The organism is Paenibacillus salivarius (assembly GCF_051307165.1).
Classification (GTDB): Bacteria; Bacillota; Bacilli; order Paenibacillales; family Paenibacillaceae; genus Fontibacillus.
The window spans coordinates 3826294-3852014 of record NZ_CP195592.1 but is presented as its reverse complement, the minus strand read 5'-3'; the positions used below and the strand labels follow the sequence as shown (position 1 = coordinate 3852014).

General features: G+C 52.8%; 26 protein-coding genes, 2 tRNA genes and 1 pseudogene. 19 read left to right on the top strand and 10 right to left on the bottom strand.

Annotated features, from left to right (window positions below; all coding sequences use genetic code 11):
* Window positions 1-14 precede the first annotated feature (14 nt).
* The 4 genes and pseudogenes from ACSFXJ_RS17795 to ACSFXJ_RS17780 all read left to right on the top strand — a co-directional run bounded on the left by ACSFXJ_RS17795 (window position 15) and on the right by ACSFXJ_RS17780 (window position 4560).
* Window positions 15-1982 (top strand): PTS fructose transporter subunit IIABC, encoded by a 1968-nt coding sequence (locus ACSFXJ_RS17795; protein ID WP_435921753.1) that lies wholly within the window; start codon window positions 15-17, stop codon window positions 1980-1982.
* Window positions 1983-2108: 126 nt separating this feature from the next.
* Window positions 2109-3089: a glycoside hydrolase family 43 protein gene (locus ACSFXJ_RS17790; protein WP_435921752.1), complete on the top strand. Its 981-nt coding sequence runs from the start codon at window positions 2109-2111 to the stop codon at window positions 3087-3089.
* 65 nt (window positions 3090-3154) lie between these two features.
* Window positions 3155-3328 (top strand): annotated as a pseudogene (locus tag ACSFXJ_RS17785) (virginiamycin B lyase family protein); the annotation flags it as partial.
* 578 nt (window positions 3329-3906) lie between these two features.
* On the top strand, window positions 3907-4560 hold the full coding sequence (locus ACSFXJ_RS17780) for a transcriptional regulator (protein WP_435921751.1): 654 nt from the start codon (window positions 3907-3909) through the stop codon (window positions 4558-4560).
* A 623-nt stretch (window positions 4561-5183) separates the two neighbouring features.
* On the opposite strand, the gene ACSFXJ_RS17775 is transcribed toward ACSFXJ_RS17780, so the two are convergent.
* Both ACSFXJ_RS17775 and ACSFXJ_RS17770 read right to left on the bottom strand, forming a co-directional pair.
* Window positions 5184-5256: transfer RNA gene (locus tag ACSFXJ_RS17775), tRNA-Lys, on the bottom strand.
* A gap of 5 nt (window positions 5257-5261) precedes the next feature.
* Window positions 5262-5337 (bottom strand) — tRNA-Ala (locus ACSFXJ_RS17770).
* 139 nt (window positions 5338-5476) lie between these two features.
* Between ACSFXJ_RS17770 and ACSFXJ_RS17765 the strand changes: the two genes are divergently transcribed.
* The 8 genes from ACSFXJ_RS17765 to racE all read left to right on the top strand — a co-directional run bounded on the left by ACSFXJ_RS17765 (window position 5477) and on the right by racE (window position 12269).
* Window positions 5477-6379 carry a helix-turn-helix domain-containing protein gene (locus tag ACSFXJ_RS17765; RefSeq protein ID WP_435921750.1) on the top strand — a complete coding sequence of 301 codons (903 nt, stop codon included), beginning with the start codon at window positions 5477-5479 and terminating at the stop codon, window positions 6377-6379.
* A gap of 89 nt (window positions 6380-6468) precedes the next feature.
* The gene (locus ACSFXJ_RS17760) at window positions 6469-7458 is read left to right on the top strand and encodes an N-acetylglucosamine kinase (RefSeq protein WP_435921749.1); all 990 of its coding nucleotides are present in this window, start codon (window positions 6469-6471) and stop codon (window positions 7456-7458) included.
* Window positions 7458-8765 (top strand): 6-phospho-beta-glucosidase, encoded by a 1308-nt coding sequence (locus ACSFXJ_RS17755; RefSeq protein ID WP_435921748.1) that lies wholly within the window; start codon window positions 7458-7460, stop codon window positions 8763-8765. The genes ACSFXJ_RS17760 and ACSFXJ_RS17755 overlap by 1 nt, the downstream gene beginning before the upstream one ends.
* Before the next feature lie 702 nt (window positions 8766-9467).
* Entirely contained in the window at window positions 9468-9920 is a 453-nt protein-coding gene (locus ACSFXJ_RS17750; protein ID WP_435921747.1) for an AraC family transcriptional regulator, read from the top strand.
* 94 nt (window positions 9921-10014) lie between these two features.
* Entirely contained in the window at window positions 10015-10302 is a 288-nt protein-coding gene (locus ACSFXJ_RS17745) for a Dabb family protein (RefSeq protein WP_435921746.1), read from the top strand.
* Between the two features lie 81 nt (window positions 10303-10383).
* Entirely contained in the window at window positions 10384-10818 is a 435-nt protein-coding gene (locus ACSFXJ_RS17740; RefSeq protein WP_435921745.1) for a DUF86 domain-containing protein, read from the top strand.
* A gap of 115 nt (window positions 10819-10933) precedes the next feature.
* Window positions 10934-11299: a YtxH domain-containing protein gene (locus ACSFXJ_RS17735; RefSeq protein WP_435921744.1), complete on the top strand. Its 366-nt coding sequence runs from the start codon at window positions 10934-10936 to the stop codon at window positions 11297-11299.
* Between the two features lie 154 nt (window positions 11300-11453).
* Window positions 11454-12269, top strand: coding sequence for a glutamate racemase (racE, locus tag ACSFXJ_RS17730; protein ID WP_435921743.1), 816 nt, complete (start codon window positions 11454-11456; stop codon window positions 12267-12269).
* Window positions 12270-12334: 65 nt separating this feature from the next.
* Here the strand turns inward: racE and ACSFXJ_RS17725 are convergent, their stop codons facing one another.
* Window positions 12335-13246, bottom strand: a complete 912-nt coding sequence (locus ACSFXJ_RS17725) for a diacylglycerol/lipid kinase family protein (protein ID WP_435921742.1) — start codon at window positions 13244-13246, stop codon at window positions 12335-12337.
* Window positions 13247-13355: 109 nt separating this feature from the next.
* Here ACSFXJ_RS17725 and ACSFXJ_RS17720 point away from each other — a divergent pair, with 109 nt between their 5' ends.
* The 5 genes from ACSFXJ_RS17720 (at window position 13356) to ACSFXJ_RS17700 (ending at window position 16082) form a co-directional block, all read left to right on the top strand.
* Complete coding sequence (locus ACSFXJ_RS17720) at window positions 13356-14000, top strand: TraX family protein (protein WP_435921741.1); 645 nt, start codon at window positions 13356-13358, stop codon at window positions 13998-14000.
* A gap of 36 nt (window positions 14001-14036) precedes the next feature.
* The gene (locus ACSFXJ_RS17715) at window positions 14037-14939 is read left to right on the top strand and encodes a M14 family metallopeptidase (protein WP_435921740.1); all 903 of its coding nucleotides are present in this window, start codon (window positions 14037-14039) and stop codon (window positions 14937-14939) included.
* A 207-nt stretch (window positions 14940-15146) separates the two neighbouring features.
* The gene (locus tag ACSFXJ_RS17710) at window positions 15147-15419 is read left to right on the top strand and encodes a hypothetical protein (protein ID WP_435921739.1); all 273 of its coding nucleotides are present in this window, start codon (window positions 15147-15149) and stop codon (window positions 15417-15419) included.
* 110 nt (window positions 15420-15529) lie between these two features.
* The gene (locus tag ACSFXJ_RS17705; protein WP_435921738.1) at window positions 15530-15832 is read left to right on the top strand and encodes a HesB/IscA family protein; all 303 of its coding nucleotides are present in this window, start codon (window positions 15530-15532) and stop codon (window positions 15830-15832) included.
* Between the two features lie 19 nt (window positions 15833-15851).
* The gene (locus ACSFXJ_RS17700) at window positions 15852-16082 is read left to right on the top strand and encodes a DUF1450 domain-containing protein (protein WP_435921737.1); all 231 of its coding nucleotides are present in this window, start codon (window positions 15852-15854) and stop codon (window positions 16080-16082) included.
* Window positions 16083-16204: 122 nt separating this feature from the next.
* On the opposite strand, the gene ACSFXJ_RS17695 is transcribed toward ACSFXJ_RS17700, so the two are convergent.
* The 6 genes from ACSFXJ_RS17695 to ACSFXJ_RS17670 form a co-directional block, all read right to left on the bottom strand.
* A complete protein-coding gene (locus ACSFXJ_RS17695) occupies window positions 16205-17500 on the bottom strand; it encodes an FtsW/RodA/SpoVE family cell cycle protein (RefSeq protein ID WP_435921736.1) in 1296 nt (431 codons plus the stop codon).
* Complete coding sequence (locus ACSFXJ_RS17690; protein ID WP_435921735.1) at window positions 17497-17829, bottom strand: PadR family transcriptional regulator; 333 nt, start codon at window positions 17827-17829, stop codon at window positions 17497-17499. The genes ACSFXJ_RS17695 and ACSFXJ_RS17690 overlap by 4 nt, the downstream gene beginning before the upstream one ends.
* 385 nt (window positions 17830-18214) lie before the next feature.
* Window positions 18215-18886 (bottom strand): YdeI/OmpD-associated family protein, encoded by a 672-nt coding sequence (locus tag ACSFXJ_RS17685; RefSeq protein ID WP_435921734.1) that lies wholly within the window; start codon window positions 18884-18886, stop codon window positions 18215-18217.
* Window positions 18887-18890: 4 nt separating this feature from the next.
* Window positions 18891-19193 (bottom strand): putative quinol monooxygenase, encoded by a 303-nt coding sequence (locus tag ACSFXJ_RS17680; protein ID WP_435921733.1) that lies wholly within the window; start codon window positions 19191-19193, stop codon window positions 18891-18893.
* 106 nt (window positions 19194-19299) lie between these two features.
* Window positions 19300-21288, bottom strand: a complete 1989-nt coding sequence (locus ACSFXJ_RS17675) for an LTA synthase family protein (protein WP_435921732.1) — start codon at window positions 21286-21288, stop codon at window positions 19300-19302.
* Between the two features lie 54 nt (window positions 21289-21342).
* Window positions 21343-22494, bottom strand: coding sequence for a THUMP domain-containing class I SAM-dependent RNA methyltransferase (locus ACSFXJ_RS17670; RefSeq protein WP_435921731.1), 1152 nt, complete (start codon window positions 22492-22494; stop codon window positions 21343-21345).
* A gap of 103 nt (window positions 22495-22597) precedes the next feature.
* Here ACSFXJ_RS17670 and ACSFXJ_RS17665 point away from each other — a divergent pair, with 103 nt between their 5' ends.
* Both ACSFXJ_RS17665 and ACSFXJ_RS17660 read left to right on the top strand, forming a co-directional pair.
* Window positions 22598-23257 carry an O-methyltransferase gene (locus ACSFXJ_RS17665; RefSeq protein ID WP_435921730.1) on the top strand — a complete coding sequence of 220 codons (660 nt, stop codon included), beginning with the start codon at window positions 22598-22600 and terminating at the stop codon, window positions 23255-23257.
* Window positions 23258-23523: 266 nt separating this feature from the next.
* The gene (locus ACSFXJ_RS17660) at window positions 23524-24321 is read left to right on the top strand and encodes a glucose 1-dehydrogenase (RefSeq protein WP_435921729.1); all 798 of its coding nucleotides are present in this window, start codon (window positions 23524-23526) and stop codon (window positions 24319-24321) included.
* Window positions 24322-24365: 44 nt separating this feature from the next.
* Here the strand turns inward: ACSFXJ_RS17660 and ACSFXJ_RS17655 are convergent, their stop codons facing one another.
* The gene (locus ACSFXJ_RS17655) at window positions 24366-25571 is read right to left on the bottom strand and encodes an MFS transporter (RefSeq protein WP_435921728.1); all 1206 of its coding nucleotides are present in this window, start codon (window positions 25569-25571) and stop codon (window positions 24366-24368) included.
* Window positions 25572-25721: the final 150 nt, after the last annotated feature.

Here is a 25721-nt window from a genome sequence, read left to right as displayed (position 1 = left end):
GGGAGTGAGCATAAATGAGAATTACGGACCTGATGATAAAACAAACGATGATCATGAATTTACGGGCCGAAAATAAAGAAGCGGCGATCGACGAGCTGATCGCGAGCCTGACGGCGCACGGCCGGATCAACGATCCGGCGGCGTTTAAGGATGCGATCCTGCGCCGTGAGGAGGAATCGAGCACCGGCATCGGCGGAGGTATTGCCATGCCCCATGCCAAAACCAAAGCCGTCAACGAGCCGACGGTCGTGTTCGCCAAAAGCGAAAAAGGAGTCGATTTCGAAGCCCTGGACGGCGAACCGGCTCACTTGTTTTTCATGATCGCCGCACCGGAGGGAGCTGCCAACACGCATCTGCGGACACTGGCGGCTCTTTCGAGGCTGCTCATTGACAGCGATTTCATCAGCCGGCTGATGGCTGCCCAAACGCCGGATGCCGTCGCTGCTTTGTTCGATGAAGAGCAAGCCAAACAGGAAGCCGCGAAAGAGGCGGAGAAACTAGGCAAGCGAGAACGTGAACGGAAGCAGGAAGCGGATTCGGCGAGCTCCGCCGCTATCGAAGGCGGTAAAAACACAGCGGAGCAAAGCGGCTCTCCGGAGGATTTCGTTATCGCCGTTACGGCATGTCCTACGGGCATCGCCCATACCTTTATGGCGGAAGATGCGTTGAAGAAAAAGGCAAAGGAAATGGGAGTTGCCATTCGCGTCGAAACGAACGGTTCCGAGGGTGCGAACAACGTACTGACCGATGACGAAATCCGGCGTGCCAAAGGCGTCATCATCGCGGCGGACAAAAACGTGGAAATGGCCCGTTTTGAAGGCAAGCCCGTTCTACAAAGACCGGTCAGCGACGGGATACGTAAGCCGGAGGAGCTGATCCGTAAGGCGTTGAACGGGGATGCGCCGGTTTACCGCCATCAGGGATCGGCCCAGGCGAACTCCGGTTCGGGGGAGAAGGCCGGCATCGGAAGCGGCATATACAAAAATCTGATGAACGGGATTTCCCATATGCTGCCGTTCGTCGTCGGCGGAGGGATCCTGCTTGCGATTTCATTTCTGATCGAGCAGGTGGCCGGAGAAAATCATCCATTATTCCAGCTTCTGCAGGCGCTTGGCGGCGGTGACGGAGCGTTCCACTTCCTCATTCCGGTATTGGCGGGTTTCATCGCCATGAGCATTGGAGACCGTCCTGCCTTAATGCCCGGTATGGTCGGCGGATTGATGGCCGTTAACTCGAACGCCGGTTTCCTCGGAGGTCTGGCGGCCGGTTTCCTGGCAGGTTATGTCGTGATCCTGCTGCGAAAGGTATTCGCCGGCTTGCCGAAAACGCTGGACGGCTTAAAGCCGATCTTGCTGTATCCGATCTTTGGTCTCTTGATCGCGGGCACGGTCATGTTTTATGTGTTTGACCCGATATTCAGCTGGATCAATGAAGGGCTTATCGATGTGCTTAACAATTTGGGCACGGGGAACCGGGTGCTTCTCGGCTTGATTCTCGGGGGGATGATGTCGATCGATATGGGCGGACCGTTCAACAAAGCGGCCTATGCATTTGCCATCGGCGTTTTCACCTCCAGCGGAAACACCAACGGAGCGATGATGGCGGCCGTTATGGCCGGAGGTATGGTTCCGCCGCTGGCGATTGCGTTGGCGACCACGTTCTTCAAAAGAAAATTCACGGAGCAGGAGCGCAAATCCGGCGTCACGAACTATGTGCTCGGTCTTTCCTTCATTACGGAAGGCGCGATCCCGTTTGCCGCGTCCGACCCGCTGCGCGTCCTGACCTCCTGTATTCTCGGCTCGGCGATTGCCGGGGGCTTGACCCAGCTGTGGAACATCAACGTTCCCGCGCCGCACGGCGGTATTTTCGTAGCGGCTCTGGCCAATCATGCTCTATTGTTTATGCTGGCTGTGCTGATCGGCGCGGTCGTATCCGGACTCGTCCTCGGCATTTGGAAGAAGACGCTGGAAACGAAAGCTTGAAATCGGAAACGGGCGGAGAAGATGTAAACTTTTCTGGATTAAAACTATACTTTGGCGGCTTAACCGGCTACGGTTTGTCTGATACGATAGGTATGTATGCAGACCAAGACTTTAGGAGGAGACGACGTGACGAAACCCGCTCAACAAAACGAGCCGTTGGTAACTCATATTTATACGGCTGATCCGTCCGCACACGTATTTGAAGGGAAAATTTACATTTATCCGTCCCACGATTTGGATCATGTGATGGAGTCGAACGATAACGGCGACCAATACGATATGGAGGACTATCACGTTCTTTCTTTGGAGGATGAAAATGCTCCTTGCATCGATCACGGCGAAGTGCTTCATGTAAAGGATGTTCCGTGGGCCACGAAGCAAATGTGGGCACCGGACGCCGCATATAAGGACGGCAAATATTATTTGTTCTTCCCTGCCCGGGATAAGGACGATATCTTCAGAATCGGCGTGGCCACAGGTTCTTCGCCTGCGGGACCGTTTAAGGCGGAGCCGGACTATATTCCGGGGAGCTTCAGTATCGATCCGGCGGTTTTCGTGGATGATGACGGAAAGGCTTACATGTATTTTGGCGGACTCTGGGGCGGACAACTGGAGAAATGGCAAACGGGCAGCTTTGTTCCGGATGCGGAAGGACCTGCCGAGAATGCGCCGGCCTTAGGGCCGAGAGTCGCCGAATTAAGCGATGACATGCTGAGCTTTAAAGAGTCGCCCAAGGAAATTTCGATCGTCGACGAGAACGGCAACCCGATTTTGGCCGGCGATGAAGAAAGAAGATATTTTGAAGGTCCATGGATGCATAAGTACAACGGACTTTATTACCTCTCTTACTCAACGGGAACGACGCACAGCATTGTCTATGCCGTCGGAGAACATCCGCAAGGACCTTTCGTCTTCAAAGGGAAAATTCTCGAGCCTGTGATAGGTTGGACCACCCATCATTCGATCGTCCAGTTCAAGGACAAATGGTACCTGTTTTACCATGACAGCTCCTTGTCCGGCGGCGCCGACAATAAGCGTAGCGTCAAGTTTACCGAACTGAAGTACAACGAAGACGGTACGATTCAGATGATTCAGCCGTATAAATAACTGAACGGTGAAATCGGCTTGAAAAAGAGGCGATCCTCAACGGATTGACCTCTTTTTTTGTTTTGCCCGACGGCGGGATCTGGTTTACCGAAATGAATAGCGGGAAGATCGGGAGGATAAACGCTGGAGGGGAGATTACGGAATATGATCTGTCTACCCGCGAAACGTTGCCTTTTTTTATCACTACAGATTCTGATGGGGCATTATGGTTTACCCAGAATCGAAACATCACGATCGGGAATCGGTTAGCTTGTAATCATTCCAGGTGATTATGAAGGGGGAGACGAAGGGTGATTCCGTTTTACTTTTTCATATGTCTGGTCCAGAAAAAAACTTTCGGTCGGAGGACGCTCCGGTACTTAAACTGTTTTTCCGAACGGCCCTTCAGTAATGAAAATCGAAAATTCGCAATTTGGGAGAATATATGTTATATTTTCCATAATATACTGCTCGAGTGAATGGAATCTTGATTAAAAAGGATCCGGAAAACCGCTCCCACCCTGTGGTTCGAAGATCAAGCCGAAGATGCCGACAAACATTAATTCGCTTATTCGGGCATAAGAGGGGAAGTAAAGGTAGGCATCAACTCCATCCTGAAAACCGCGGCTGAACTTTCAAATGCTCAATTTCATTGATTGTACAAGAAGTGGACGATGTCCGTCTGCCGAAGCATTTTTCGATAACCGGTCTGATTGGAAAATCAATTCAATCGAATATATTGGGGTATGAAGCACATACCGCTTTGATACGATTTGCACTTGGGAGCAAAAGCGTATTGGGGCGGTTTTTTTATGGATTCGGAAAGGATGTGTTCAAAGTGAGCAGGTTTGATGACGTTTATCGGGAATGGTTGGATCGACAGATCGTGGAGGAGATAAACCCGAGAAGGCGGGAATTTCTAAAAAAGGGATTGAGCCGTGGGACGACGGATTTTTTGCGATTAATTTGGTATCCAGCTATCGGAAATCTCGATGACCTTTACCCGGAATACGAGGTTCGCGATTTTAACAATGGGTACCGCTACCTCGATTTGGCTTATAGGCCGGGGAACGTCAAAGGATGTATCGAGATTCAGGATTATCGAAGTCATGCCCGGGACATTGAAGCGGGGCGATTCAAAGATTTATGTATGAAACAATCTCTGCTAGCTCTTGACGATTGGCTTTTTCTCCCGATCGCCTATTTATCCATTCGGGACGACCCGGGTGTCTGCAAGCAGTTGGTTTTATCCTTCGTCGGCAAGTTTCTGTCCAATGCCGCGCCTTCCGGCCTTCATTGGGCAGAAGCCGAGACGCTGCGGTTTGCCCGTCGGCTGATGCGTCCCTTTACCCCTGCTGAGCTCGCGAATCATTTTGTTTTGTCCAAGCAACATACACGAGCGATCCTGCATGCCATGCTTGACCGGAAATTGCTGGAGGTTGTTGACGGCAAACAACGGTATCGTACGTTCCGACTTCCCAAATCAAGTTAGGTTAGTTTGAATCGCTGGTTTTAACGCTTGTGAACGTCGCTATTCCAGCAAATTCGGTACAAAAACAATTCTAACGACGCTGAGACAAGTTATTTTCGCAAAAGGTAGTATTCTGGCGTCAACATAGTGCTATAAGCTTCGTAGTAAGCGTAAAAGTTACAAATGATTGATTTCGGGGGATTTAGGCTTCGTGGTAAGCGTTAGAGTAGGTCAGTTCGCATCGCAGTTCGTACGCAGTTCGCATCGCAGTTCGTAACGCAGTTCGCATCGCCGCATCTAACGCTTGTGAGCGCCGCTATTCCGTCAATTTCGCCACAAAAACAATTCTAACGACGCTGAGACACGTTATTTTCGCAAAATACATGTATTATGGCATTAACATAGTGCTATAAGCTTCGTGGTAAGCGTTAAAGTTACAAATGATTGATTTCGGGGGATTTAAGCTCCGAGGCAAGCGTTAGGCATAGGCGGCTAACTGATGCGTTAGGAAGCTTTGACATGAACCGGATGAACGCAATTATGAACAACACAATGCGTCTTGAAATGCGTCCATCGCTCGTTCTGCCATATGAGGAAAATAGAACAACAAAAAACCGGCATTTCTGCCGGTTTTGCTAATATTATGGATCGTCAGGGGCTCGAACCCTGGACCTGTCGATTAAGAGTCGAATGCTCTACCAACTGAGCTAACGATCCGTATATGGTGGAGCCTAGGGGGATCGAACCCCTGACCTCATCGCTGCCAGCGATGCGCTCTCCCAGCTGAGCTAAGGCCCCGTGTCTCATAAGCGACTATTTTATTTTATAAAAATGGTTGCTAGATGTCAAGATATTTTTCTAAAAAAATTATCATTGTGATTTTCTCAGCCGTTGTGTTCTAATTAGGGCAAAAGGTCTATAACGGGAGGAAGTTCAGGTGAAGCCCTCGATACCGTCGCCGCTTCATGTACAACCGGATAAAATTAGCCTGCCGGCACGATTTCCGTTGTCCGTATCCAGGTCGAAAGGGGTCACGCCTTCTTTTCAACGGCTGCACTGGCATCGGGCGCTCGAAATCAACTGGATCACGAAGGGCAGCGGAATTTATGCAATTAACGGCCGAGAGTACCCGTTTGAGCGGGGGGACTTGTTTTTGATCGATTCCCATGATTTGCACCGGGCTTATGAAGGCAAAAACCTGGAGATGATGATCGTGATGTTCGAACCGTCCCTGCTCGGCGGAGAGCAAAGATATGATCCGGAGCTGCTTTTGCCTTTTCGCCAAACGGGGGCACAATTTTCCAACCACATTCCTCATGATCACCCCTCCGGTGAAAGATTGGCAGGATACATGGAGGATATGCTCAGGGAGTATGAACATGAGGATGCTTCTTATATTTCCGCGATCCGCGGGCTTCTGCTGCTTTTTCTTGCGGAGGTGAACCGGAAATGCAGAGTGGAGCCGGACAAACACCGGAATGCCGAAACCAGCTCCAGGCATCTGGAGCAAATCCGTGCGGTCATTCAGGCGATGGATTCCGGTTTGCAGCAGGCTTGGACGTTAAAAGAACTCGCGGATTTAGCGCATTTAAGCCCATCCCGGTTTAGTGCCCTGTTTAACCGGATCGTCGGGACGTCGCCGATGAATTACCTGGTACAGCTCAGGCTGGAGCAGGCGGTCAGGCTGCTGGAGCAAGAGGAGCTCAGCGTGCTCGAAATCGCCGAAGCGAGCGGCTTTCGCAATTTATCCAATTTTAACCGGTTGTTCCTTCACCATATCGGAACGTCGCCGAGCGTGCTGCGAAAAAAACTGCGGGGAGAAAAGTTGAAAGAGGAGTAATATCAGTAAGATAGTATCATATTTGAAGACTATTGCAGAGGAATTGCAGTAGTCTTTTTCGTATGCTGAAGGTAGAAAGGGGGAGCGTGATGGATTACTACTTAGGCGTAGATGCGGGCGGGAGTAAAACATATTGCCTTATCGCGGACGAAAAAGGGAATATCTTGGGCAGGGGGGCGTCCGGCAACGGAAATCACCAGACCAGCCCAAATGATGCGGAAAGGAACATTGCATCAGCATGTCATCAGGCGTTGCATGAGGCCGATTTGCATGCCGATGAGATCGCCTTCGCTTACTTCGGGCTCGCCGGAGCGGACAGGGAACCGGATTTCCGGATTCTGAGGCCTATGATTGCAAGGCTCGGATTTCCCAGGCATTCCATTGCCTGCGACACGATGATCGCCATGAGGGCCGGGACGGACCGTTCCTTCGGTGCCGTCGTCATCAGCGGAACCGGTTTTAATGCGGCGGCAAGGAACCGGATGGGGGAGGAGCTGCAATACGGCGGTTTCGGTTACTTGTTCGGGGACGGGCAAGGCTCCGGCAGAGATTTGGCCAACCTGGCTTTGCGTTCCGCGGTCCGGGCCTGGGATGGCCGGGGAAAGCCGACGCGGTTGCATGATCTGGTACTGGAACGGACCGGATTTGCGAACATTCAGTCCATGCTGGATGCGATGCTGGATGAAGGGTATTCGCCTCCGCTTCATTTGGCCGAGCTGGTGTTCAAGGCTGCCGCTCTCAAAGACGAGGTGGCGATAGCCATTCTAACGGAGCAAGGGAGCGAGCTCGGCAATGCCGCCGCCGCTTTGATCCAACGGTTAGGCATGGAAGAGGAACGCTTTGACGTCGTTTTGGGCGGAAGCGTCCTCGCGAAAAGCGAACCGGGCATTATGCAGGCCGCACTGGAAAAAAGGGTCCTTCAAACCGCTCCTCATGCCAGGGTAACCCGGATTACGATGGAGCCGGTTGCGGGAGCGGTGCTGAGCGCGATGGATCAGGCCGGCCTTGAAAGCGGACCGGAAACCGCCGACAACCTGCGGAAAGTTTCATTCGATGATTTAAAGGGGGATGACAAATAATGGAGCAAGGTCGCGGAATCAAGATTGCGGTCATCGGCGGGGGATCGTCGTATACGCCGGAGCTGGTGGAAGGGTTGATTCAAGGATATCGGGAGATGCCGGTGTCCGAGCTTTGGCTGGTCGACATTGAAGAAGGCAAGCATAAGCTGGAAATCGTGGGCAACCTGGCAAAACGGATGGTGAAAAAATCCGGTCTGCCCATCCAGGTTCATCTGACGCTGGACCGGCGCGCGGCGATTCAGGGGGCGGATTTTGTGACCACGCAAATGCGCGTGGGGCTTTTGGCGGCACGGAAGCTGGATGAGCATATTCCGCTGCGCCATGGCGTGATCGGGCAGGAAACGACCGGCCCCGGAGGCATGTTTAAAGCGCTCCGGACGATCCCGGTCATTTTGGAGATTTGCCGGGATATCGAGGAGCTGGCGCCGGACGCCTGGATGCTCAATTTTACCAACCCGGCCGGAATGGTTACGGAGGCGGTCATGAAGTATACCCGCGTCAAAACCGTCGGGCTCTGCAACTCGCCGATCAACTTCAAGAAATTTCTGGCGGAAGCCTACCGGGTTCCCGAGGATAAGGTGCTACCCGAATTCGTAGGCATCAACCATCTTCACTGGGTAACGTCCGCGCTTGTGGACGGCAAGGAGAAGATGCCCGAACTGCTGCGGGGAAGTGACGGATATACGGCGAAAAACGTACCGACGCTCGGTTGGGACCCGGAATTTTTGCAGTCGCTGGAATCCATTCCGACTTATTATTTGAAGTATTACTACATGACCCGGGAGATGCTGGAGGAGGAGCAGGCATCGCTTGCGAAAGACGGAACGCGGGCCGATGTCGTCAGCCGGGTGGAAAAAGAACTGTTCGAGCTCTATGCCGACAAATCCCTCGAGGAGAAACCGAAGCAGTTGGAGCAGCGTGGCGGTGCGTTTTACTCCGAGGCGGCAGTGCATCTCATGCAGTCGCTTTATCTCGGCCGCAATGACATCCAGACGCTGAACGTAAAAAACGGAGGAATCTATAGTTTTCTCCCCGAAGATGCCAGCATTGAAATCAATTGCGTCGTCAGTTCGGCCGGCCCGATCCCGCTCGCCCCTAAACATGTCCCCCGGCATATCCAGGGCTTGCTGCATGCGGTGAAAACCTACGAAAGCCTGGCCATCGACGCGGCGGTAAGCGGCGATCGGGGGCTTGCGCTTCAGGCGCTCGTTCATCATCCGCTCGTACCTACAGTATCGGTAGCCAAAGCGTTGCTGGAGGAGATGCTGGAGGCTCACCGCCCGTATTTGCCGCAATTTTTCGCATAAGCAATGATGAATAGCAATAGCCCTGGCCTTAAGGCCGGGGTTTTTTAAGTGTGTTTTTTTTCAGGCTTGAATCTGTATGAAATTTCGAACACAAATTTGCTTTTGACCGTGATTTGGTCGAATCTGTATGAATTTTCAACCACAAATCTAACTTTTGAGCGAATTATGAGTAATTCTGTATGAAATTTCGTCTTGAATTAGGGATTTTGCTGGCATTGAAGACCTATAAGGTCGATTTTTCATACACATTTAACCTACCTCCCCCTAACTACCTACCTATCCATGCGCTTAATCCCTCTATTCCTCGCTCGGCTTCACATATACAGCCGAATCCGCGAACCAGAGGTAGAGGAGGATTCCGGCACGGTCCTGGTTGGCGTTTTAAGCCGAATGCTGAAGCATCAACTGCGATACATGAGGGCTTATTTTCCGCGCGCGACTGTCTTTATTGGAAAATATCCAATCATGTCCTCCCGAATCGGCCGATATCAAGCTCTTCATCGGAAAATATCCAATCAAATCGGGAATATTGACGTTCAAAGTCGCCCAAACAGCCCATCTCGTTGGATAAAATCCAATCTAGCCCGCCTCGCTGCCCTGATCAGCTCCGACAAATATTTTTTTATAATCAAATGAATATTTTTTTATAACATGTTAGCATTCGTGGTGTATTCCAAATTCCCCCGGAAAGGAAGTAAAAGTATGGATATCACACTCGAAACTCTGCCCAAAGTCCGCATTGCTTACGTGCGCCAAGTCGGCCCTTATGGCCCGGGCAACATTCAGGCCATGGAGGCGCTGAAAAAATGGGCCGGCGAGCGGCAATTGTTGAACAAAGCGGCAACTCTGTTCGGAATCGCGCAGGATCATCCCCGCATGACGCCACCCGAAAACTGCCGATACGATGCCTGCATCGTCATTTCATCGGATTACCGTTTGGATGAATCCGTTAGCGAAGGGGAGCTTTCGGGCGGAACGTATGCCGTTTTTAAGGTCAAACATACCGCGGAAGATATCCAAAAAGCGTGGTCTCTCATTTTCCCTGCTTTGCATAACGCAGGATATCAAATGGCGGATAAACCGATTTTAGAAAGATACACCGGCGAGCTGTTATCCGAGGATTACTGCGAAATATGCGTGCCTATTTGGAACTAGTTTCATTTTTGAATTCCGAGATTCAAAAATACATTTTGTCCAAGCGTTATGATATAGTCGAAAGTAGAGTTAAAGACGAAGGAGAGATAGAGGTATGATCAAGCATATCGTGTTCTTCAAATTGAAAGATACGTCCCCTGAAAACTTGGAAAAAACCGCCGGCGTGCTGCGGGGCCTGAAGGGAAAAGTGGAGCAGCTGCGCGAGCTGGAGGTCGGCATCGATGTGATCAGATCGGCTCGTTCCTATGATATCGCCCTGGTAGCCACCTTCGAATCCCTGGCGGATCTGGATGCTTATCAAGTGCACCCCGAGCATCAAAAAGTCATCGAGTACATGAATCAGGTACGGGAAAGCTCGGTCGCGGTCGATTTTGAATTTTAAGATTTGAAAATAGCAACGCCCTGTTCGCGCTTCGATTCGCCAAAGAACAGGACATTACTTTGTGGAAAATGAGGGATGGTCATGTACTATGTGAACCGGGAGCAGATTGAGCGCAGATTGAACATGGTTCCGGAATTGATACAAGTACTTGAGGCAACGGGTGCGGGTTCAGACGATGAAACGACGCTCCTGGCAAGGTATGCCGAGGAACGGGCGCTGCATTTGGCGATCGAGATCGTCACGGATGTGGGCAGCTTTCTGATCGACGGCTTTATTATGCGGGATGCGAGCAGTTATGAAGATATCGTTGATATCATGTATGACGAGAAGGTCGTCGACAAGGCGTTATTCGGCGTGCTTACCGAGCTTGTCCGGCTTCGCAAGCCGCTCGTGCAGGAATATTTCGATTGGGATCGCAACGGGGCGCATGCTTTGGCGGGGAAACTTCCGCAGGTTCTGAACGAATTTTCCGGAAACGTGAGGGCTTATTTGGACAAGGAAGGCATTCCTTCCTGACGAGGGCAAGGGACATCAGCCTATTTTTTTCACGCCCATGTGTGACGGGACAATCTGCTCGTGACTATAATACAGTATCGAAAATGGGCATTCGCCTGAAAAGGAGAGATGAATCGTGGGCAAAGTATCGAAAGGTTGGATTTGGGGAGCGGCGATCGGAACGGTTGCTGGGGCGGTAACGGCATTGCTGTTTGCTCCGAAACCGGGACGCGAGCTTCGTAAGGACATCGCGGAGGGTGCGCGTCAAGTCGGCGAGAAAACGCAGGAAATTGCTGAAAAAGTGAGCGAGCAAGCCGTGCAGTTAACCTCGAAAGTCAAGGAAACGGCAGGCGGCATTGCCGACGAGTACAAAGCCTGGCGCGCGTCCGGCAAGAATACGGAAGAAGAAGAAGGCGACGACACGGCAATCGTTTCTTCGTTTGAGGAAGAGGAAGAAGAAGTGAAGGAAATCGCCGCGGCCGCCGAAGAAGAAACCAAATAAACATACGGCATGATCCTGCGAGGAGACCCGAAAAGGGTCTTTTTGCTGTTGTACCGGTATCCGAATTGGGTTAAGATTTAGGTACGCTTTTCGCGGTGAAAACATAAAGTGGATAAAGAAAACGGCATTTTAAATTCAAGCAAAAGGAAGCGGTATGTTCGTGCAGCAAGCTATTGCCATACTAGACTCGGGCGTAGGAGGTCTCACTGTCGCAAAGGAAGTCATGAGACAGCTTCCGAGAGAGAAAATTATGTATTTCGGAGATACCGCCCGCACACCTTATGGGCCTCGTTCGGCCGAAGAGGTGCGCCTGTTTACCGAGCAGATTGTAGATTTTTTGATTCAATTCAACCCCAAAATGATCGTCATCGCATGCAATACCGCAACGGCGGCAGCTTTGGATTATATCAAGGAAAAGGTGGCCGTTCCCGTCATCGGCGTGATTCATCCGGGTTCGCGCGCCGCCATCAGCGCCACGAAAACCGGAAAAGTCGGCGTGATCGGAACGATCGGAACGATCGGAAGCGGGGCATATACCGACGCGCTGAAAGAGCTGAATCCGGCGATCGAAATATACAGCAAAGCATGTCCTACCCTTGTTCCGCTTGTGGAGCAGGGACGTTACGAAACGCCGGAAGCGTTAGGAGTCGTTGAAGATGAGCTCCAGGAAATGAAACAGCATCCCATCGACTGCATGATTCTCGGATGTACGCATTATCCCTTCCTCAAAAAAACGATGAGACAGGTGATGGGGCCATCGGTGAAGCTCATCAGCTCCGCGGATGAGACCGCCCGCGAAATCAGCACGGTCCTGCATCAAAAAGGGAAGCTCGCACGGGGCAGCGAAATACCGGTTCATCAATTTTTTTGCAGCGGGGACCCGGAAATGTTCCGCAAAATCGCCCTGCAATGGCTGGGAAAACAAATCGAACTGACGCCGATCGTTTGGCAGGTATCCGATCCTTGTTAACCGCGAAAAAACCTTTGGACGGGAGCGATTCCGCCAAAGGTTTTTTTGCGACCGGTACGCGCCGGTTACCCTGCCAGGTGATTCGGGCACATGACCCGAAGGGAACCCGGATCCGCGGAAGCGATAACCGGCGTTGAGGCGACATGCTCTCCATCTCCGAGGGCCATGCGCGGCAGGCTGCTTTGAACGGTCACATTTCGCCCGCGAAGCATCGTCACGAACGGCAGGCGGGTATGGCGGCCGAACAGCAGCGTCGGGAATAAGAGCAGCAGCTTAAGGCGTGAGCAGCTATGAACGACGCAGATGTCCAATTGGCCGTCATCGGTTTTGGCGTCAGGGCAGATTTTTAAGCCTCCCCCATAGCTGGTTACATTATTTATCGCCGCGAGCCAGGCCGATTCGAACCGGTGCTCGGTTCCGTCGATGGCTACGGTTAATGGGGCGGGGCGGAAGGTAAAGAGCGTGTGAAAAACGCCGATAATGTAAGCGATCCGACCCAGACCTAGCCGGTTGCATATTTTTTTGTAGCGGCTGTGGTTGACGTTATGGGCAACCTCCGCGTCAAATCCGACGGCGAGCGCGGTAAGCGTGTTGTCGCCCTCCGTCGCAATAAGATCCGCTTCGCGCGGCGTGCCTTCAAGCAAAACGTTTATCGCGTCCTCCGTTTTTTTCGGAATCCGGAAACCGCGGGCGGTGTCATTTCCGGAGCCGGCGGGAAATACGGCCAGCGGAATGCCGGAGCCGCGCATCGCGGGAAGCAGGCTATGGATGGTCCCGTCACCGCCGACGACGCCGACGGCGTCCCAGGCGTTCGGCGAGGCCAGCCGCTCCAGTAAAAATGTATGCGCTTCCCCGGCGCTGCGGGTAAATATATATTCATATAGGGTTCCGCGCCGGTCCAAGGTTTCGGCGATCTTTTCCCAAACTCGATGCCCTTCGCCATTCCCCGAGTTTTTATTTACAATAAATAAGTACAAAGTCATACCCCCATCAAGTCGGCAAGCATATCATGCAACTCAAGTGTAACAAAAGACCGATAAATTGGAATGATTTTTTGAAAAAAAGAATGACAAAAGGAGCATGCCCATGCAGATCATCGCCATGATTACGATGCTGATCGACCATATCGGACTGCTGTTTTTTCCGGGAGACTTAATGTGGCGGATTGTCGGCAGAATCGCTTTTCCCATTTATGCATACGCGCTTGTCCAGGGTTACGCGCACACCTCCGACTTTCGGAAATATGCCCTCCGTCTGCTGCTGATTGCGGTGATTTCCCAAATCCCTTATCAATTGGTGCTGAACCGCGACGGTTTAAACGTGGTGGCGACCTTGCTGGCGGCGCTGCTTGTGCTCAGGGTGCTGGATCATATCAAGCCCGGGCCGCTTTCGGTGTTGGTGATCGCCGGTGTGGCCGTGGTGATGGAAGTGCTGCCGTTCGATTACGGGGCATATGGACTGCTTCTGGTGCTTATATTCAATTATGCGCGTTCAACGAGCCTGCTGATGATGCATTTGTTGCTCAATCTCATCTATATGTTTTCTTACGGATGGATCGTTCAGATGGTCAGTCTGGTTCCGACGCTGGTCATCGTTTTGGGACCGAAGGTTTGGAAGCGCCTGGAATCCAGCAGGGTGCCTGCTTGGATATGGCGGTCTTTTTATCCGGCACATCTGATCGTTTTAGCTGTGGTAGTGTACGCCATGCATCTCGGAACGGGGGGATCCTGACGCGTAACGGAACAAGAGGGGGCGGGAAAACTGGTATTGGATCAAGATCAATCCGGGCGGCGGATATCCGGTTTGGAGCACGGCGGATACAGGTTTGCGGATTTTGAAAAGCAAATGGGCGAGCTGTTGCAAAAATACAATGTCCTGTCTGCCCGGGTTATCGGGACGAGCGTGCTTGGCAAACCGCTGCATGCGCTGGTCTTGGGAGATGGGGCGGAGACGGTTCACATCAATGCGGCGGTGCACGCGAATGAGTGGATCACGGCGCCGCTGCTGCTGCGCTTTGTGGAGGAACTGGCCGAGGTTTACGCCGCGGGGGAAGCCTGCGGCCTGGAAGCGGTCACGCTATGGGCCGTGCCGCTCGTCAACCCGGACGGCGCCGACCTGGTGCAGGACGGCATCCCGCCCGGCTTCGCCCGGGCGGAGGAGCTCGCCGCGTGGAACGGCGGCGAGCATCGGGATTTTCGCCGCTGGAAGGCCAATATCCGCGGCGTTGATTTGAACGACCAGTTCCCGGCCGGCTGGGAACTGGAGCGGGAGCGCCGGGGCGTGAGCGGCCCGGCGCCGCAGGACTACGGCGGCCCCCATCCGCTCTGCGAGCCGGAGGCGGCCGCCCTGGCCCGGCTGACCCGGGAGGCCGGGTTCAGCCGGGTGCTCTCCTTGCACACGCAGGGCAAGGAGATTTACTGGAACTACCGCGGGCGGGAGCCGCGGGAGGCCGAAACGCTGGCCGCACGGCTGGCGGCGGCCGGCGGCGGGTACCGGGCCGTCAAGCTTGAGGGGAGCGATGCAGGCTACAAGGACTGGTTCATCGACGAATTTGGCCGGCCCGGCTTTACCGTAGAAGCGGGGGAAGGCGTAAACCCGCTGCCGCCGGAGCAGTTCGAGGAAATATACAAAGAACTGAAGCCGATTTTGGCGGATTTTATTCGCGTTTGAAGGCAGCTCCTCATATCGTTTTTACCTCATGCGACACCCGGGCGATCGGATACCTGATCGTCCGGGTTTTTCCCTGTATCAGTAGGATGAAGGCACTTCCCAGAACGTGATTGTGTTTTCCGGGCTTTCGGTTGTTGCCATTCCTCTCCCAGTATTGTTTGCTTGGGTGTTTACGGGGTATGTTATGATGTATAGGGGGGATGTCAGATGAAATGGTCGAAAATCTGGTCGCTACGTCATTGGGGGCATGTTTTTCGCCGTATTCCCGTCCTGCTCCGGTCTCCCCGGGTTCCTTTGGCGGATAAATTGTTGCTTTTGGTGCCCGCGCTCGTGTACTGGGTGATGCCCGATGTGCTTCCGTTCATCCCGATTGATGATATCGCGGTCACGATGGCTCTGATGAACTGGTTCGTGTCCCGGGCGGAAAAGAAAGAGCAGGCGGGCTACAAGCGGATCGAAGTGAACCGCGATGACCGGTGAGAAATCCGGGAATTTCGCAGGCAGTCTTGCAAGAGCGGCGATGATTCTTTACAATAGGAATGTTGAAGTTTTAGGAATTGTTGAATGTCATGTCGATAGGAGAGGTTAGGATGAGCGTTAAAATTACCCGCAATGCGGCAAAAGTGATAAAGAAAGAGTTGGACAAGGAAGAAAACAAAGGTCTGGTACTGAAAGTATTCGTCACGCATGCCCATGGTGACCATGCTCATTACGGCCTTGATCTGGTCAAGCCGCAAGAGAAGGACAATGTCGTTTCTACCGATAAAGAAATCGATGTCATCGTCGACACGAACGAACCGTTCCTGAATGGCGTGAAAATCGATTACCTGTATTTTCCGCAGGAGGGTTTCGTTATTACAAATCCATCGATGGGAAATCACGGGGATCACTAAGTTCAAAGAAGGGATTAGCATGGCTAACGATATACGCATCTGCGATAAATGCAATCATATCCGTATGAAGACGTTCGTGCCGAAGCTGCAAAAGCTGGCACCGGACGCTGAGATCAAAGTCGGCTGCAAATCGTATTGCGGACCCTGCGGCAAAAGACCGTTCGTATACATTAACGGCCGCTATGTCAGCGGTCCGACCGAGGAAGAAGTGCTCACGAAGGCCGCGCCGTTTGTGAAGAAACCGAAATAGGAACGGGCAGCATCGCCCGCGTTCCTTGCCGCCATCGGTAACGGAACAATAAAACCGCAGGAGTATTTGGCTCCTGCGGTTTTTTGCTGTGCGTACGTAGAGGATAGCCAAGAAGATGTCGGCTAGGTTGTGCGAATCATATCTTTCAGCCGGTATACGCTATAAATGAGTCCAATGGCCGCCAATTGCGCCAACAGCCCGCTTCCTCCGTAGCTGAGTAAGGGAAAAGACACCGCGGAGATCGGCAGAATACCCAGCGACATACCGATGCTCCAAGCGAATTGAACGGCGAGTAAAGCTCCGAGACCGGATATGAGCATTTTTCCGTAAGCATCTCTGACGGACATGGCCGCCTTGACCAGTTGGAAAAGAAACAGCAGGATGCTGATCAAAACGATGATGCCGAATACCCAACCCAGACTGTAAATCAGATAAGTGAATACGCTGTCCGAATGAATGAAGGGCAGTTCTTGCAGGGATGAGCCAAAGCCGTGTCCACGCCATCCGGCCGAGCGAACAGCTTCTTCAATTCGGAGATATATGTAACCCGAACCCTCCGCATCCTCTTGGGGCCGTAAAAAAGCGATCAATCGGTTCTGGCCGAGCCCGCTGATCAGTACCGGCAATACAAAGATCGATGCGACCATAGAAAGGTAAGCGGAAACCCAGCGCCAGCCGTATCGGGAAAAGCACAGCATCAAAGCGAAGGTGACGGAATAAAGCACCAGGCTCGGGAACGACGGAATCGCCGCAAATAGCAGTAACGGGACAATTCCAAGTACAATGAGCTGCCATAATGCGGTCCGGCGGCTCGCGTACCCCCGGGACAGAAAACCCGCCGCAGCGACGATAAACAAATAAGGACAGATCGCGGTGGGGCTCAGCCAGCCGATGATAAAAACGCGCGCGCCGTTAACCTGCGGGCCTACATGGTTGGCGATCAATATAAGAACAACCGTTAGCCCGTAAAGAATCCACGAATAATTGTTCAGATTCTGGTAGTGAATACGGCTAAGAACGAACAAAATCGCAAGTCCGATCCCCATAAAGACCGCTTGTTTGCCGAAAAAATTAGTATCGTACGAAAGACCTTCTCCGGCTTGATAACTGAGCTGTACGGCATACATGGCCAGCAAAGCGATCGTCAACAAAAGAGCCAGGGAGAACAGCATCATCCACGGTACCCTCGGCCGATGCACCCGGTTCAATCCATTTGCAACCGAATCTGTGTCGCCCATTTGGGTAATGGCCTGCCGCGCGGCAGCCTCGTCATCCAAACCCTCGACCCGCTTGGCTTCCCACAGCTCGTACAAGTGGGCGGAAATTTCCTCACTTATTTCTTGGCGCAGTTCACGCGCTTTGACTTGCTTGCAAACCTGGCTGACATATTCCTGTAAGAGCGGATGCAAATTTTTCATGCAGGTCCCTCCCCGAGTACCCGGTCCACGGCCCCTCGGAACAGATGCCATTCACGCTTCTTCTCCTGAAGCTGGCGTCTGCCGCTATCCGTGATCCGGTAATATTTGCGTTTTCGCCCCTTGGCTTCCTCCCAATAGGACTCCAGCCAGCGTTCCGTTTCCATGCCATGAAGAATCGGGTACAGCGTGCCTTCTTTTAAAGCAAATGTGCCATCCGACATCTGTTCAAGCTCTTTGATCAACTGGTAACCGTATAAATCCCGGTTGTCCAGCAGTGTCAGAATCAGCATGCCCGTGCTGCCTTTGAGCAGTTCTTTATTAACTTTCAAATAGACACCACCTTCCATATTCATAAAATCATTATACATAGATTTAGTATGCATAGCAATCCTAGGTATTAGAGCGGGATGACGGCGGTAATTCTATGAGAATAAGGGTATTTTTAGTCCTTATTTTGCTTTTTTCATGGTGGGAATAAAGAATAGAGGATAAAAAGGTTCTTATTTGCCTCCAATTCCTCTGGAACTCACCATTTCGGCCGTTTTGATCCAAAATAAGAACCAAAATATCCCTTATTATACGGAATTTCGTTTCAACGCCCTAAATAAGAACCTAAATGTCTCTTATTTTTTGTCAATGGCTACAAACAAAAAGCTGTCCTGGCTTGAACGGTGCAACGTTCAAGCCAGGACAGCTTTTTTTGAAGGGTGTTCCTTACGACTCCGCCCGATACAGCTCCCTGCTTTTGAATCCCGCGCCAAGGATCATTTTCATTTCCTCCCGGCGCTTGGCTCTCGTGCTTTCCTGTTTGGCGCTGTATACGTATCTGGCCCAATCTTTCCGGTAACCCGGCGTCATGGAGCGGTAGAAAGCGAGCTGGTCCGGGGAATCCTGCAAATCCTTTTCCACTTGCGGGATCATCGCTTCGTAATCATCGACCCGCTGGCTGGGCTTCGAGGAACGCGGAGCTTTGTCCCGGTTTTTGGCATCCTCTTTGAGGCCGACGACGGTGAAGACGTCATCCATGCCCACCATTCGGGCAAACTTGATGCCGCTGGTTCCCACATATCCTTCTTCGTCCGCGCCGAGGCCGCTCAGCAGCTCATCGCGGTGAATGAAGGTAGCATATTTTTTATTCCCTTTTTTCGGATAAGCCAAATACAGATAACCATCCCGTTCAAGACGGTCTTCTTCGATGACCCGGTTGACGAGTGCCTTCAATGCCTCCAAGTCCAGAACGAAGCCGAAAATGAGATCGTACTTGCTATCGATCAGTTCCTTGTCAAAGGTCAATTCATTCAAGTATTCGCTATCCGAAGGCAGGTTTAACACTGCGGCTTTTTTGTATTTTTGCAGATTCAGCTTTTCTACGATGGTTTTTGCCATGTTGTCACAGTCCTTTGCCACCTACGGGGCGGATTTGATAAGATTCGACGCCAGCGATCAGCGGCATGGCCTGCTGAATCGCGGCTTTGCTCGATTCCTGGTCGAGCGAAGCCTGATGCGCCTCATTGTTGCTCCAGATTTCGTTGACCCAGATTGCGTCCGGTTCGCTTTCCGAAACGTTAACGATATATTTTTCGCAGTCCGCGATACCTTCCATCGCGGCTGCCGCGCTCAGCAAAATTTGCAGCAAAGCATCCCGCTGCCCGGTTTTTGCCGTAAACTTCACGTTCATTCCGAATTTGCCCATTTAAAATCGCCCCCAAGGGAAGTATAGGATCGAAAACCGCAATTCGTGGAATACCAGGCTTTTCTAGTCCAGTATAACGAAAGGCCGGCCGTTTGTTCAAATGAATTTAGGGTTGAACCGGGTCCGCGCCGTCCCTCAACTCCGGGATCCGATCCCCAGCGATCAGGTCGTCGGAGAGTTTGAGCCGTTTTTGCGCTTCCTCATGGGGTATCCGGCATGCTTCGATATCCGTTTTTTCCCGGGTTGAAAGATCGTAGCACGCACCGTTGTCAAACAAATTGTCCGCGGAAGGGATGTAATACAGCTTTCCGTCCGTAAACGCGCCGGACCGCAAAACGACGAATTTGTCTCCGGAGGCGAACAAGTTGTTGCCCATCATGTAGTAGCTTTCCGTCGGAATGCCCAGCAAATGCAATAGTGACGGAGCCATATCAAGCTGTCCGGCAGGCTGATCGTAAACCCCCGAGGCTTTGCCGTCCGGCAAATGGATCAGCAGCGGCACCTGGTTCATGATTTGGTGCATGTCGAGGTCGGTCAGCGGCTTGCCGAGAAATTTCTCGTAGTCCTCTTTTTCCGGGAGCGAGTTGTCATGGTCTCCATATACATAAAGGATGGTGTTATCCCACAAACCGTCCCGTTTCATGCCTTCCATCAATTCGCCCAGCGCGGCGTCCGCATAATGAATCGATTCCAAATAATTGCCGAAGATCGTATCCTTGAATTCCCCCGTGTCCAATTCGCGGACGGAAGCGGGAAGCGAGTATGGATGATGGCTGGACAACGTGATCAGAAAAGAATAAAACGGCTGCGTTTCCTTCGGCATCAGCTCGAGCGACTGGCGGAAAAACGACTTGTCTCCCAGCGACCAGCCGATCGATTCATCCATCTTGTAATCTTTTTTACTGTAAAAATGATCGTATCCCATCGCCTTGTACATATTCGTCCGGTTCCAGAAGCTCCCCTCGTAAGCGTGGAAGGCGCCGGTTTCATAGCCGTTTTCGCCTAAAATTTGCGGCAGGGAATCAAACGTGTGGTCCGGATAACGGACGAACACGGAGCCCGTAGGAAGCGGATGCAGGGAGCTTTGGGAAGAAAAATCCGCGTCCGACGTACGGCCTTGGCCGGTTTGATGATAATAGTCCGAATAATAGAGACTTTCCTTCATCAGCTTGTTGAAGTTCGGAGTAATTTCGCGGCCGCCGATTTCCTTGCCGATCATGAAGTTCATGAACGCTTCCACTTGAACGACGAGAACATTGTTCCCTTTGTAGGCCCCGAACGCTATGTTACTGCCCTGGTTGCGGCGCTGCGCGGCTTGGTTGAACCAAGTCGTCATTTCTTCCTTTTCCTGTGCGGTCAACTCGGACTTACCGCCCAGATGTTCTTTGGCGTAGCGGTAAGCGTCGTAATAATGGAAACCGAGCAGCCCCGTAACATTGTACAGCGAGATGTTCCACCAACCGCCTTCGAACAGGCCGACCGCCCAAGTTTTGGCATAGAAGCGGATCGGTCCCATCGTGAGGACAAAGCCGAGCGCAAAGACCGCAAGACCCGCAGTAAATCTTGAAAGCAGCCTGCGTGAGCGTCCGATGCCGGTAAAACCGGTAAAGCCGGATTTCGAAGCATGCTTGCCCTTTCGGCGAAAGATTCCCGTTCCAATTATCAACGCCAGCCAAAGGATCCAATCCCCGATGAGCCGGAGATCGGCCGGCCGAATGAGCGAGAGGATGCTGTCCTGAAGCTCCCCGACTTGCCCGGCTTGCAAAAGCACAGGCACGGTGAGAAAGTCGCCGAAATAGCGGTAATATACAAGGTCCGCGAAGATGAGTCCGGTCAGCAGCACGTTCAAAATGGCGATCGCGAGTCCCCGGCCCCTGCGGGGCAGCCAAAGCGTCCAGAACGAGACCAGCATGATGGAGCCGATCGCGATCAGATCATCCAGCAGGTTCATATCGATGTATCTGGCATGCAGATTGTCGTGGAGAATGCGCAGTTTGATAAACATAAACAACACGAATACAACGTATCCGAAATTGCGGAAGACGAGCAGCCTCTTAATCCATCGATTGGGCCCGCCTTGCGATAATGAAGTCATGAAGCAGGCGACCTCCTTTCCTTCCATAAACGATCAAAACCCTCCACCCGGGCATTAATGCCGCGGGGGAAGGGGTCCGAGAAATTGCAAGTATTGGCACTCGATCCGGCCGTTGAACAGCTTGCGGCGCTTGTCCGCTTTACGTTGAAAGTCATGTTCGAATTGCTTCGTCGGCGTCAGCGCGAAAAACGACCATGTCGGGAGCTCGGCGGTAACCCGGCCGAGCTGGGTAATGAGGCGGCGCACCTCTTTTTCCTCGCCGATCCGTTCGCCGTACGGCGGGTTGGTGATCATGCAGCCGTAATCGCCTTCCGGCCGGATCTTGACGGCCGGAAGCTCCCGGAAGGCGATCTCCTTGGCCAGGCCGGCGCTTTTCGCCGCCGCCTGGGCGATTTCGATCGCCTTCGGATCGATGTCGCTACCGGCGATATTCAGCGGAATATCGTCCTTCACGGCATCGATCGCTTCATCGCGGGCCTGCTGCCAGAGCGCTTCCGGCAGCACGGGCCAGGCTTCCGAGTTGAACGTGCGCCGCAGTCCCGGAGCGATGTTCCACGCGATCATCGCGGCCTCGATCGGCAGCGTTCCCGAACCGCAGCACGGGTCGTAGAACGGCCGCGACGGGTTCTGGTTCCAGCGGCTGAGCAAAATCATCGCCGCGGCCAGCGTTTCCTTCAGCGGCGCCTCGGTCGCCACCTTGCGGTAGCCGCGTTTGTGCAGCGCGGGTCCGGTCGTATCGAGCGTCAGCAGCGCTTTGTCGTTGAGCAGGTTGACTTCGATCACGTAGCGCGGTCCGTTTTCGTCGAACCATTCCTTGCGATACGATTCCTTCAGCTTCTCGACGACCGCCTTTTTGACGATCCCCTGGCAAGCAGGCACGCTGCTGAGCTGGGATTTGTGGGACCGGCCTTCGACGGGAAATTCGCCGTGGACGGGAATCCAGTCCTGCCAAGGCAGCGCTTTGGTGCCTTCGAACAATTCATCGAACGTGAGGGCTTTGAACTCGCCCATTTTAATAAGAATCCGGTCGGATGTGCGCAGCCACAAATTGCAGCGGCAAATATCGATAAAGTCTCCTTTGAAGGTAACCCGGCCGTTCTCGACCACGGTGTCCTCATATCCGAGATCTTTAAGCTCCCGGGCGACGACGGCTTCAAGCCCCATCGGCGCGGTAGCGATCAATTCCAATTGTCTTTTGTCGGGCATACGATTTGATCAACTCCGTGAAATACTTGTGGTTGCGTTGCAAAAACCATACAATTCAGTATAGGACAATGTCAATTAAGATACAAACAACTTTTGAATTCGCATGACGAGAAAAAAGGAGCGTGAAGGGATCGTGCTGACTCCCGAACAATATAGTGAGGATTTATACATAGAAGATGAAGTGCTTCAAAGCGTGACCGCTTCGATCACGGGGAGCGGGATCAGGGACGTCTCGATCGCTCCGGGTTACGGCCGGCTGCTGACGATGCTGGCGGCCGTTTCGGGCGCAGCCTCGATCCTCGAAATCGGTGCCTTGGGGGGATATAGCGGCATTTGCCTTGCCCGGGGGCTGAAGCCCGGCGGGCGGCTGTTGTCGCTGGAGCTCAAAGAAGAGAACGCCGACTTGGCCCGGAGGAACGTGGAACGGGCGGGTTTCGGCGGGGTTGCCGATTACATGATCGGCCCTGCCTTGGATAGCTTGACGGAGCTGGAAAGCCGAGGCGAGCGCTTTGATTTCTTCCTGATCGATGCCGATAAGGAAAACTATCCCGTTTACCTGGAGTACGCTATCAGGCTGGCCCATCCCCGCGCCATTATTGCGGGAGACAACACATTACTGCGTGGCCGGACCCTGAACCCGGACAAGAACGGCCCGTCGGTTCTCGCCATGCGCAAGTTCAACGAGATGATCGCCACCGACGACCGGTTGATCAGTACGATGCTGCCGGCTTATGACGGCCTGGCGTTGGCGATGGTGAAGTAACGGGAATATCTCCCGCTATTTTTCTGAAAAGCAAGACCGTAGTAAAACGAACGGGAAAACCTCCTGCTAATTTTGGCGATAGAACCTCCTTGGAGGCAATGTCGGCGAAATAACGGGAGGTTTTCCTATTATTTCGTAAAAATATGGCTGATCAATAAAATTAACGGGAGTTTTTCCTGCTGATCAATCATTTGCGAATCGCCTTCCCAATGAAAGGGTAAAGTAACTACAAACCATCTCCAATACTTTTTCAAAGGGAAGTGAAAATGTTGAGCAAAAGATTGGAAGGCAAGGTTATCGTCATTACCGGGGCAGCGATGGGACTGGGTCAGGCTACCGCGATGGAAGCCGCCAAGGAAGGCGCGAAACTGGTTTTGGTCGATTTGAAGGAAGATGCCTTGCAGCAAGCCAAACAGGAGCTATCGGCCAAATATCCGGGGACGGACGTTCTCACCGTAACCGCAGACGTTTCGGATGAAGCTGCGGTAAAACGTTACGTCGACGAAACCGTAAAAACGTTCGGCCGGATCGACGGGTTCTACAACAACGCCGGGATCGAAGGCAAACAAGCGCTTATTCCCGATTATGACGTGGACATGTTTAAAAAGGTCATCGATATTAACCTTCTGGGGGTATATTACGGATTACGTTACGTGATTCCGGTCATGCAAAAAAACAACTACGGCAGAATCGTCAACACCGCTTCGGTGGGCGGCATCCGGGGGGTTCTGAACCAGGTTCCTTACGTGGCCAGCAAGCACGCCGTTTCCGGGATGACGAAGAACGCCGCGCTGGAGTTTGCGCGGAACGGCATCGTTACGAATGCGATCGCACCGGGCGCGATTTTGACGCCGATGGTTGCAGGGTCCTTCAAACAGGTGAATCCCGAGGATCCGAAAAAGGCGGAGGCGGAATTCGCGCAAGGCAATCCGACCAAAAGATTGGGACAGCCCGAAGAAGTCGCCAGAGTGGTCGTGTTTCTCCTCAGCGAAGATTGCAGCTATGTGAACGGCCAAACGATCGCCATCGACGGCGGCCAATCGAATGCGTACGGTTTCGTATAATAAAAAGAAACCCTCGACCTTCCCGGGTCGAGGGTTTTGACTTTTTACGAGGCGGTCTTCGGTTTCGCATACAGCTTCCATCTGACCCAGCCGGTGTTGAACAGGAGCAGGACGCCGGAGACGACGAAAATCCCTTCGATGCCGAAGAACCCGGACATGAAGCCGCCGATCAGGGAGCCGAGCATATTGCCGAGCGCCAGCGTGCTGCTGTTGAAGCCGAAAGCCCGGCTTTCCATCCCGTCGGGCGTGTAAAAGCGAATGAGCGCATTCACGCTCGGGAGCAGCCCTCCCATGAAGATTCCCATCAAAAAGCGGATTACAATGAGCTGCCATACGCTGTGGACGAATGCCTGGGGGATCAGCGTGGCCGCCGCCCCGACCAGGGAAAAGGTCAGTATCCGGTGAGCGCCGAGCTTGTCGCTGACCCGCCCGAGCACGGGGGAGGTTACCATATTGGAAATCCCGGTAACGGCCGTGACAAGCCCGGCCCAGAAGGTCACATCCTCCGGTCCCCCGTGCAGTTTCTCGACATACAGCGGGAGCAGGGACATCGGGCTAAGCATGGCAAACTGCAGCAAAAACGTCACGGCAAAAAGCGCGGTAAGCTGCGGGGTTTTGTTCAGCTCGACAAAGCCCTGCATGACGGAAATTTGCGGCGTGTGCGATGCCTCTTCGCGATCGAATTTTTCCCGGACGAAAAGCATCGCGAGCACGGAAGCCAGAAACAGCAAGGCTCCGGTAATATAAAAGATCGGGCGGAAACCGAAGTATTCCGCCATCAGGCCGCCGATGAGCGGGCCCAGAATCGTACCGGCCACATTGCCGGACTGGATCGTGCCCATCGCGAATCCCATCCGTTCCTTGGGGGCGGTGCCGGAAACGAGCGCCACGGCGGCCGGGTTGAAGCCGGAAATCGTGCCGTTCAGCAGCCGGAGCGCCAGCAAATGCCACGGCTGCGTGGCAAAACCCATCAACGTGATGACGATGGCCATGCCGAACCCGGACCGGAGCAGCATGATTTTTCGGCCGTATTTATCGGCAAGCTTGCCCCACAGCGGTTGAAAGATGAACGAAGTTGCAAAGTTCGCGGCGAAGATCAGCCCCGCCCATATTCCGATCGCATGCTCGCCAACGACCCCGAGATTTCTGGACAAATAAAGCGAAAGAAACGGGGTGATCATCGTCATCCCCGCATTGACGAAAAACTGTCCGAACCAAAGCACAATGACATTGATTTTCCATGACTGCAATGTGCTTTCACTTCCTTTCAGTAGAAACTCTGGTGCTAAACAAAGTCTAATCAGTATATCACAAGGGGTAAAACGCCGCTTCGGCCGACTTCATAAGATTTTCATGCGAATGTCATCCGATCGTCATCCGTTTTGCCAATGTGACGGTTG